This is a genomic window from Mycobacterium sp. IS-1264 (assembly GCF_001954195.1).
Lineage (GTDB): Bacteria > Actinomycetota > Actinomycetes > Mycobacteriales > Mycobacteriaceae > Mycobacterium.
The window spans coordinates 67,589-76,425 of sequence record NZ_MBES01000032.1 but is presented as its reverse complement, the minus strand read 5'-3'; the positions used below and the strand labels follow the sequence as shown (position 1 = coordinate 76,425).

The following is an 8,837-nucleotide window of genomic DNA, read 5'->3' as shown; positions in this document are numbered from 1 at the left end:
TGCACATGATCGCGCCCCGCCGCCCGCAGCAGCTCCGCCGTCGATGGCGGGACGCAACCCGTGTCGTTGTCGCGCTCGTCTTGCACCGGCCCCGGCAAGTCCATGAGTCGAGCAAGGAGATTCGCCGACGCCACCCCGTCGGCCAAGGCGTGGTGCAGCTTGCCGATGAGCGCGACAACGACACGGGTTGCGTCCCGCCATCGACGGCGGAGCTGCTGCGGGCGGCGGGGCGCGATCATGTGCAGCAGTTTGCCGCGCTGCCGGCGGTGATCGTCGACGCGCTTTCCGGTGTCCGGCGGCTCCGTCGGCGCGGCCGCGAACGTGGTGAGCAACCGGATTTCGCCCGGCTGCTGCACGCGCCGCCGACATTCATCAACCATGTGGTCTCACCGGTACGGACTTTCGCGACCGCGACCCTGTCGCTGGCGCAGGTGAAACACGCGGGTAAACGGTTGCGGATCACCATTAACGACGTGGTGATTGCGATGGCCGCGGGCGCATTGCGGGAGTTGCTGTTGCGCTACGACGGCGCCGCGGACCGGCCCATCCTCGCCTCGGTGCCAGCCAGTACGGACCGCTCGCCGCACCGGATCAGCGGCAACGAGCTCGGTGGGATGGTGGTGTCGCTGCCGACGCAGGTCGACGACCCGTTGGAGCGGGTGCGGTTGACGTCGTTGGCGACCTCGATCGCCAAAGAAAACAATGAGCTGTTCGGTCCCGAGCTGTACGGCAAATTGATCACCTACCTGCCGTCGGTCGTCGCCCCCGCCGCGTTTCGGTGGCTGGCCCGGCGAGACGCGCAAAACAGGCTGTTCAACCTGCCCGTGTCCAATGTCGCCGGGCCGCGCGAGCGTGGGCGTTTCGCCGGTGCCGTGGTCGAAGAGATCTATTCCGCCGGTCCGCTGATCGCGGGGTGCGGCATCAACATCACCGTGTGGAGTTACGTCGACCAGCTCAACATCTCGGTCATCGCCGATGATCGCACCGTTGCCGACACCCACGAAGTGACCGACGCTATGGTCGGTGCGTTCCACGAAATATGCGCTGCCGCAGGGATTTCAAGCGACGTCGCCGAATCCTAGCCCAGGACGGGAAACCGGCGCTCGCTGGCCAGTCGATCGAGCGCGGTCTGCATCACCGCACGCACATGCGCGTCGACGTCGGAGACTTCCGGCTTGTCGCCGAACCGGGCGCGGATATCGATCGGTTCCAAAACATCGGTCACGATCTTGGTCGGCAACGGGAGATTGGGCGGCATAATCACGCTCAACCCGAACGGGAACCCCAGGGTCACCGGCAGAATGTCCGACCGAAACCGCGACAGGCCCAACCGCTTCGCCAACCAGGTCCCCCGAGTCAAGAACAACTGGCTCTCCTGCCCGCCGACGGACACCGCCGGCACAATCGGCACCCCCGCGGCGATCGCCGACCTGACATATCCCGTGCGCCCATTGAAGTCGACGACGTTTTCGGCCAGTGTCGGCCGGTACGCGTCGTAGACGCCGCCGGGGAAAACCAGCACGACTCCTCCCGACCGCAGCGCTTTGACGGCGTTTTCCGTGCTGGCGTGGATCACGCCAAGACGGGTGAACACGCCGGCCAGCGGTCCGGCAAACATCCCGTCGTGACCCAGCGTGTACAGCGGGCGGTCGTAGCCGAATTTGCGGTAGAACGCTGAGGCGAAGATCAGCACATCGGGCGTCAGCATGCCGCCGGAATGGTTGGACACCAGCAGCGCGCCGCCCTGTACCGGCAACGATTCCAACCCGCGCACCTCGAAGCGGAACCAGCGCCGCGCTACGGGGCCCGCCGCATTCACGAGCCGCTCCGTGAATCCGGGATCCCACCTGGCGGTTTCGTGCATAGCGCTCACGCGATCGGGCTGAATCCCAGGTGCAGTTCGGTGAGGCCACGCATCTGCCACGTTGGTTCGTAGGTATAGCGCCGGGCATCTGGAGGACCGTGCTGCTCCTCGGCGATGGTGATGTCTGCCATCCGGTCGAGGATGCGATTGAGCGAGATCCGTCCCTCGGCCCGGGCCAGGGGTGCGCCGGGGCAGGAATGATTGCCCCGTCCGAACGCGATATGTTCGCGAACATTGATCCGGTCAATGCGAATCTCGTTGGGGTCATCGAATTTACGGGCGTCCCGGTTGCTTGCGCCGGGAAGTAGCATCACGGTGCTGCCCGCCGGAACCTTGATGTCACCGATGGACGTCGATGTCCGCGCCATGCGGAAATGACACTTGACCGGACTTTCCATGCGCAGTGTCTCTTCGACGAAAGTCGGTATCTTGCTCCGGTCTTCGCGAAGCAATTTTTGGAGCTCCGGATGTTCGGCGATCGTTCGTACGGCGAAGCTGAGCAACTTGGTGGTCGTTTCCTGTCCGGCAGCGAACAGGAAGGTGGCGAGCCGGACGACGTCGATGACTTCGGGAGTCGAGCCGTCGGGATACTTCGCCAGGGCCAGCTCGGTCAGCACGTCGGATCGCGGTTCGCGGCGGCGCTCGGTGATGTGAGTGGTGAACTTTTCGTCGAGGTACTCGAGCGGGTTGTGTGCGCGCGTCACCGAGTCGTCGTCGATCCCGCCAGGGACCTGGCCGGAGAACGCCGCCCGAAACTCCTCGTGGTCTTCCGTCGGAACACCCAGCAGATCGGCAATCACCAATCCCGAAAAGGGTCGCGCGTAGTCGTCCAGGAACTCACACGTTCCGCGGGAGACGAACTCGTCGAGCTGCGCATCGGCGAGCCGCCACATGAAGTCTTCATTTTCCTTGAGCCGCTTGGGAGTCAGCAGGCGGCTGAGCAGCCCCCGCGTCCGGGTATGGTCCGGCGGATCCTGGGTGACGATGTGTTCGCTCATCGGGATCTGCGTGCGATGCTGCTCGATCAGCTCGCCGATGTCGTCGCCCACGGGCTCGAAGGGCAGGCCCGAAAAGGGGCCGGCGACCGAGACACATGAGGAGAAGGCCGGATCCTTGTACACCGCGAGGGCTTCCTGGTGCCCCGTTATCGCCATGACGCCCTGTTCGGGTTGCGGCATCACCGGGCAACGGCCGCGCAGGTGGTCGAAATAGGGGTACGGATCGGGGATAAGGGAAGCGTCGGTGAAGAAATCGACCGAGTCGAAATCAGTCATTCCGTCATACCCTTTCGCGCGTCACCCGGCCCTCCGTCAAATCTAGAACGGAACAAAAATTAGGTCAAATCGCCAGGAGGAGCAGGTACCCGCTCGAGCAGCCGTGCCAGGCCCGGCCCTTCGAGCCGATGCAAGAGCGCGGTGCGGCCGCTGACCGCCATCATGAGCGCGGCGACCGGTCCGCGAATCTCGGCACCCCTCCCCCAGGTCCGACGAATATCGTTAGCGCGCAGGCTGATCCCGCGCAGGCGGCCCAACGGAACGAAACCGAACGGCCACGGACCGGTCAGGAAATCCATCGCCAGCGCCGCCAACTGCGGGTCGGGGGCAAACGGCAGGCCGAGCGGGATCCTGATGTCGCCACCGTGCACCAGGACGTCAGCCAACGGATCGAGTGGGCCGAACAACGGCGGACTGATCCGGCGATCCGCACATTGACGCAGGCTGGCGGCGATATCAGAGGCCGGCCGCCGCGCGCCCCGTCGGGCCAACTCGTCGATCGCGCGCGCCATGCTCCGATGGCGCAGCGCGAGGCTCAGAAATGCCGGGGTTCCGTCCGTGATGGTGCTGACGATATGGGCGGCCACAGTCTTGACGTCCCAGCCATCGCACAGGCTGGCGGTGGCCAACTGCGACTCGTCCAAACGATCCAGCAGATATGCGATGCGGCGCCGTTCGTCGGCGACGGCGGCGAACACAAACTCGCGGTCCTCTCGCACGGCGGCTAGACCTAATGCGCCGAGATTGCCGTCATGGCTGCGATCGGCTCCAAAACCACAACCCTGACGGCAATCTCGACGCCGGCAACTCAGCCGACGGGATACCCCACGGACTTGATTTCGGTGTACTGGTCGAACCCCGCGACGCCGTTCTGGCGGCCCACCCCGCTGTGCTTGTATCCGCCGAACGGGGTGTCGGCGCCGTACGGCGCCCCGCCGTTGACGCCGATGAAGCCGGCCTTGATCCGGCGAGCCACCGCCAGCGAATGCTCCAGCGAGCCCGACATCACGTTGCCGGCCAAGCCGTACACGCTGTCGTTGGCGATCCGGATCGCGTCCTCCTCGTCGTCGAACGGGATCACCGACAGCACCGGCCCGAAGATCTCCTCTTGGGCGATCGTCATGGAGTTGTCGACGTCGGTGAAAAGCGTTGGGCGGATGAAGTATCCCTTGTCGAAACCGGTCTCCGCGCCGGGCCCGCCGACCAGCGCGGTGGCGCCCTCTTCGACGCCCTTCTTGATGTAGCCCGTCACCCGCTCGAACTGTCGCTGCGAAATCACCGGACCGCACAGGGTTCCGGGGTCCTGCGGGTCACCGCACGTGACGTTCTCATAGATGCCCTTGAGGATTGCCACACCCTCGTCGTAGCGAGACCGCGGCAACAACATCCGGGTGGGATTGGCGCAGCCCTGGCCCGCGTGCATGCACGGGGCGATGCCGATCGCACACGCCAACCCGAAGTCGGCGTCCTCGAGAACGATGGTGGCCGACTTGCCGCCGAGTTCGAGGAACAGCCGCTTCATCGTGGCAGCGCCCTTTTCCATGATCCGCTTGCCGACCACCGTCGAGCCGGTGAACGAGATCAGGTCAACCTTGGGCGAGAGCGTAAGCTCTTCGCCCACAAAGTGATCCGAGGCGGTGACGACGTTGACGACGCCGGCCGGGATGTCGGTCTTTTCGGCAATCAGCCGGCCCAGCCGGGTCGCGTTGAACGGGGTATTGGGCGCCGGTTTGAGCACCACCGTATTGCCAGTTCCCAGCGCCTGGCCGAGCTTGTTGAGCGTGACCTCGAACGGGAAGTTCCACGGCACAATCGCGCCGACTACGCCCACCGGCTCCCGCCAGACCTTGATGGAGGTGTTGGCGCCGGTCAGGCTGATCACCCGGTCCCCGAGGTCGGTTTCCCACGCGTACTCGTCGATCAGTCGCGCCGGGTACTTCAGTCCGTCGGCCAGCGGGGCGTCCAGCTGGGGGCCGAAGGTGATGGCCCGTGGGGAACCAACTTCGAGGATGAGTTCCTCGCGTAGCTCTTCCTTCTCGGATTCGATCGCGTCGTGCAGTTGCAACAGGCAGCGCTTGCGAAGCTCACGGTTGGTCGACCAGTCGGTCTCGTCGAAGGCGCGCCGGGCGGCGTCGATGGCCCGGTGCATGTCCTCCTTCGACGCGTCGGCGACCTCGCCGAGCGATTCCTCGGTCGCCGGGTTGATGTTGGTGAAGGTGCCCGCCTGGCCCTCGACGAGCTTGCCGTCGATCATCATTTTGGGCTCGAAGCGAACCTTTACAGCCTCGGTCATATCTGTCACTCTCTTCTGCGTCGTTTGAAGGGCTACGGAGAGCCTTACTGGAAACTAGCCGATTGACAAGGTGCAACCGCTGCGGGGCTGGTCACTGGGGGTCGAACAGCACCGGGACCGACGTCGGCGACCGGAAAACCTGCCCCCGTATGTGCGGGTCGTCCCCGTCGGGGTCCAGTCGAAGATTCGGCAGCCGGTCGAGCAACAGGTTGATGGCGGTGCGCATCTCCAGCCGCGCCAGGTGCATGCCGAGGCAGACGTGCACGCCGTGCCCCCAGCCGAGGTGTCCCCTGGCCTGTCGGTAAATGTCGAACTTGTCGGGATCGGGGTAGCGGTCTTCCTGCCGGTTGGCTGATCCCAGCATCGGCATCACCGTCGAGCCGGCCGGGATCGGCACCCCACCGAGTTCGGTGTCGCGGGTGGCAACCCGGGTGATGGTCAGCAGGGGCGGTTCCCACCGCACCCCCTCTTCGATCGCCTGGGGCAATAGCGATCGGTCCGCGCGGATGGCGTCCAGCTGCGCGGGGTCGGACAGCAGTGCCAAGAGCAGGCTGCCCAGCGCGCGATAGGTGGTCTCCACCCCCGCGGGCAGCAGTAGGCGCAAGAACGAAAAGATCTCCTCGTCGTCGAGCTTCTCCCCGTCGATCTCCGCCTGGGCCAGCGCGCTGATCAGATCGTCCTTCGGTTCGGCGCGGCGGGCCTCGAGGATCGGCGCGAAGTAGTCACACAGCGCGGCCGACGCCGCGAGCCCGCGTTCCGGGTTGAGGATCCAGCTCAGCAGGGAGATGGACCAGCGCTGAAACTGCGGATAGTCCTCCTCCGGCAGGCCCAGCAGCCCGGCAATGATCTGGCTTGGATAGTCGAAGGTGAATTCCTTGACCAGGTCGGCCTTGCCCTTCGCCGCGAACTTGTCGATCAGGCTGTTGGCAACGCGACCGACCAGCTCGTCCTCCCACCGCGCTAAGGCCTTCTGCGAGAACGCCTTTGACACCAGCGACCGCAGCCGACCGTGCACCGGTTCGTCCATGCCGAGCATCACGCCTTCGCCGAGCACCGGACCGAACGCCGCGATGACGGCCGCCGACGAGAACGTTTCGTTGTCGCGCAGCATCTGCTGGGCTTCCTCGTGGCGGTAGACGATGAACACCGGCTTGGACTCCTCGTGGGGCATTCCCGAGGTGTCCAGGCGCTGGACCGGCTCCTCGCGGCGCAGCCGCGCCAGTTCCGTGTAGGGGTCGCGCACGTCGCCGGAGACGGCGTCGTCGAAGGCGCCGAAGTCTTCCAGGTCGTCGAAAAGCTGTTCCATTACTGCTCCTTTGATCCCAAGCGCCGCAACACCGACGCCGGTAGAACTCGAGCGGCGAGCACCATCAGCCGTTGGCCGACGGTCAGCGGCCATGTCCCGCCGCGCATCGACCCCTGTCTGGGGATGCCCAGCACGATCCGGGACATGTGGTGCATGCCCGAGGCCGGGAGGATCCTGTTGAGTGCCAACAGCATCGAGGCATCGGGTCCCACGCCGCGACGACGGAACGGCACACGGTCGCCCAGCGCCTTGACCAGGCCGTCGGTGAACCGCTCGGGTGGCCTGGCGAAACGGATCGCGAAACGGCCGCGGGTGTTCATGGTGGTATGCAGCCGCGCGTAGGGGCCGTCGAAATCACGGTCGTCGGTTGTGCCCGCGTCGGTGATGATGTCGGTGTCGTACACGCCGGTCACCAAAACGGTGACGCCGAGGCCGAAGGGCGCGATCTCGCACGCCATCGCCTCACCCCATCGCTCCAGCGCCCCCTTGGCCGCGGAATACGGCGCGGTGCCGGGCTGGCCGCGCACCCCGGACGCGCTGGACACCAGCACGATGCGTCCCTCGCCGGCCGCGCGCATCGCCGGCAGCAGCGCCTGGGTGAGCGCGACGGGGCCGATGACGCTGGTGGCGAACATCTTCTGCCACAGCTCCGTATCGGTCTCCTCCACCATTCCGGCGGCGGAGATCCCCGCGTTGTGCACCAGCGCGTAGGGCGCGCCGACGGCTTCCTCAATTGTCTTGGCGGCAGCGGAGATTGACGCCGCGTCCGTAAGATCGAGCTGCACGCCGACCAGACGGTCGTCGTCACCGGCCGCTCCCGTCGCCTCGCGCAGCGCCGCGATCCCCTTCTCGGGTGCGCGCATCGCCGCGATTACCCGCCACCCTTCGCGGTGGAGGCGCACCGCCGAGGCGAAGCCCAGGCCACGGGAAGCGCCGGTGATGACGACGCTACGAGGATCAGCCATTCTTACTCGGGGTTGCACAGGCACCCTCACCGGGCGCCGGCGGTTGGACTTGCGGTCGGCCGTTGGGTTCCCCGCTCGCCCAGGTCGACCAGATGCCGACCGAGTACGGGCCCTGCGCCCCTGCCTTCTCGTAATACCCTTGCGGGTCATACACTTTGGCCTCCGGGTAGGGCCACGGGCAGGCCACCGAAGTCGCCGCATGGCTGACCTTGATAGCCCAGAACCACGCCCCGTACGCGAAGTAGGAGACATTGATAATGGCGAACATCACGAGGAAGGTGCCGAGCACCGGGCGCGTCGGAAAGACCTTGGCCTTGGCGGCCAGCTTCTCCGCCACCGATTTACCCGTGTCGTCGCGATAGCACAGGATCGCCGCGGGCACCATCACGAACGTCACCGAGAAGGACTCCCAGATCAACGGGAACTGGAACGTCGTGCCGGTGAATACCGAGCCCCAGGGAATCACCTGCGAGTAGATGTACATGCCCCAGTGGATGAGGGTGTTCTCCAGAAACGCATCCATGACGAAGCCGATCACCATCGTGATCAGACCCAGGCACACCAACGGATGTCGCGACACGAACGCCTGCGGCCCGTGCTTGGCCTGCAGCTTCCGCAGGATCCAGACGGCCGGAAAGTAGGGGCCGAAATAGAACATCACGTAACCGAAAACGACAAACGGTTCGACCGTCGGCGACAGCGACACCAGCGGCCACGACTCCGGCCAGTGGACGAGATCGGGGTTGTACACCGCGAACGGGGCCCAGTTCATGATCGGGTCCTGCCACACGATCAGCGTGGTGCACAAGAACATCAGCATGACCGGACTGCCCGGATTCCGTCGCCAGCCTCGGATAAAGACCAGCAGCAGCACAATGAGCGCCACCACAGTGGCAGCATCCAGGAACCCGATGTAGTCCAGCCCGAATTGGAACTTGACCGGGCGCGGCCGGCCCACGACATTCGGGTTGGCGACCCGCGGATCCAGGGCGACACGGCGGTTCGCGATGAAGAAGAGCGCGAACGCTGCCAGCGCAGCGCCGGCGATCCAGCCACCCCAGCCGCGTTTGCGGCTTCGCGGCGGCGATTCCGGCTTCTCGTCGGCGGCAAGCGGTGCGGATTGGTCAGTGCTCAT

At 65.6% G+C, this 8,837-nt stretch carries 7 protein-coding genes and 2 pseudogenes; 1 reads left to right on the top strand and 8 read right to left on the bottom strand.

Annotated elements, in window-relative coordinates; genetic code table 11:
- Positions 1–173 (bottom strand): annotated as a pseudogene (locus tag A5744_RS24945) (wax ester/triacylglycerol synthase domain-containing protein); the annotation flags it as partial.
- On the opposite strand from A5744_RS24945, the pseudogene A5744_RS06335 reads away from it, so the two are divergent.
- A pseudogene (locus A5744_RS06335) lies at positions 159–1,082 on the top strand (WS/DGAT domain-containing protein); the annotation flags it as partial. The pseudogenes A5744_RS24945 and A5744_RS06335 sit on opposite strands and share 15 nt — an antisense overlap.
- On the opposite strand, the gene A5744_RS06330 reads toward A5744_RS06335, so the two are convergent.
- From A5744_RS06330 to A5744_RS06300, 7 genes are all read right to left on the bottom strand, one after another.
- Positions 1,079–1,864, bottom strand: a complete 786-nt coding sequence (locus tag A5744_RS06330) for a lysophospholipid acyltransferase family protein (RefSeq protein WP_076059361.1) — start codon at positions 1,862–1,864, stop codon at positions 1,079–1,081. The pseudogene A5744_RS06335 and the gene A5744_RS06330 sit on opposite strands and share 4 nt — an antisense overlap.
- A 5-nt stretch (positions 1,865–1,869) precedes the next feature.
- Entirely contained in the window at positions 1,870–3,138 is a 1,269-nt protein-coding gene (locus A5744_RS06325) for a cytochrome P450 (RefSeq protein WP_076059359.1), read from the bottom strand.
- Between the two features lie 59 nt (positions 3,139–3,197).
- The gene (locus A5744_RS06320; RefSeq protein ID WP_076059357.1) at positions 3,198–3,857 is read right to left on the bottom strand and encodes a maleylpyruvate isomerase family mycothiol-dependent enzyme; all 660 of its coding nucleotides are present in this window, start codon (positions 3,855–3,857) and stop codon (positions 3,198–3,200) included.
- An 89-nt stretch (positions 3,858–3,946) separates the two neighbouring features.
- Positions 3,947–5,431 carry an aldehyde dehydrogenase family protein gene (locus tag A5744_RS06315; protein ID WP_076059355.1) on the bottom strand — a complete coding sequence of 495 codons (1,485 nt, stop codon included), beginning with the start codon at positions 5,429–5,431 and terminating at the stop codon, positions 3,947–3,949.
- Between the two features lie 91 nt (positions 5,432–5,522).
- Positions 5,523–6,737 carry a cytochrome P450 gene (locus A5744_RS06310; RefSeq protein ID WP_076059353.1) on the bottom strand — a complete coding sequence of 405 codons (1,215 nt, stop codon included), beginning with the start codon at positions 6,735–6,737 and terminating at the stop codon, positions 5,523–5,525.
- Positions 6,737–7,702 carry an SDR family oxidoreductase gene (locus A5744_RS06305; protein ID WP_076059351.1) on the bottom strand — a complete coding sequence of 322 codons (966 nt, stop codon included), beginning with the start codon at positions 7,700–7,702 and terminating at the stop codon, positions 6,737–6,739. Before A5744_RS06305 ends, A5744_RS06310 begins: the two co-directional genes overlap by 1 nt.
- Entirely contained in the window at positions 7,695–8,837 is a 1,143-nt protein-coding gene (locus A5744_RS06300; RefSeq protein WP_076059350.1) for a spirocyclase AveC family protein, read from the bottom strand. The genes A5744_RS06305 and A5744_RS06300 overlap by 8 nt, the downstream gene beginning before the upstream one ends.

What these genes read in the sequence shown, in the direction of transcription:
- A5744_RS06325 (WP_076059359.1), bottom strand. Translation starts at nt 3,138, where the DNA reads ATGACTGATTTCGACTCGGTCGATTTCTTCACCGACGCTTCCCTTATC.
- A5744_RS06310 (WP_076059353.1), bottom strand. Translation starts at nt 6,737, where the DNA reads ATGGAACAGCTTTTCGACGACCTGGAAGACTTCGGCGCCTTCGACGAC.
- A5744_RS06315 (WP_076059355.1), bottom strand. Translation starts at nt 5,431, where the DNA reads ATGACCGAGGCTGTAAAGGTTCGCTTCGAGCCCAAAATGATGATCGAC.
- A5744_RS06330 (WP_076059361.1), bottom strand. Translation starts at nt 1,864, where the DNA reads ATGCACGAAACCGCCAGGTGGGATCCCGGATTCACGGAGCGGCTCGTG.
- A5744_RS06305 (WP_076059351.1), bottom strand. Translation starts at nt 7,702, where the DNA reads ATGGCTGATCCTCGTAGCGTCGTCATCACCGGCGCTTCCCGTGGCCTG.
- A5744_RS06300 (WP_076059350.1), bottom strand. Translation starts at nt 8,837, where the DNA reads ATGAGCACTGACCAATCCGCACCGCTTGCCGCCGACGAGAAGCCGGAA.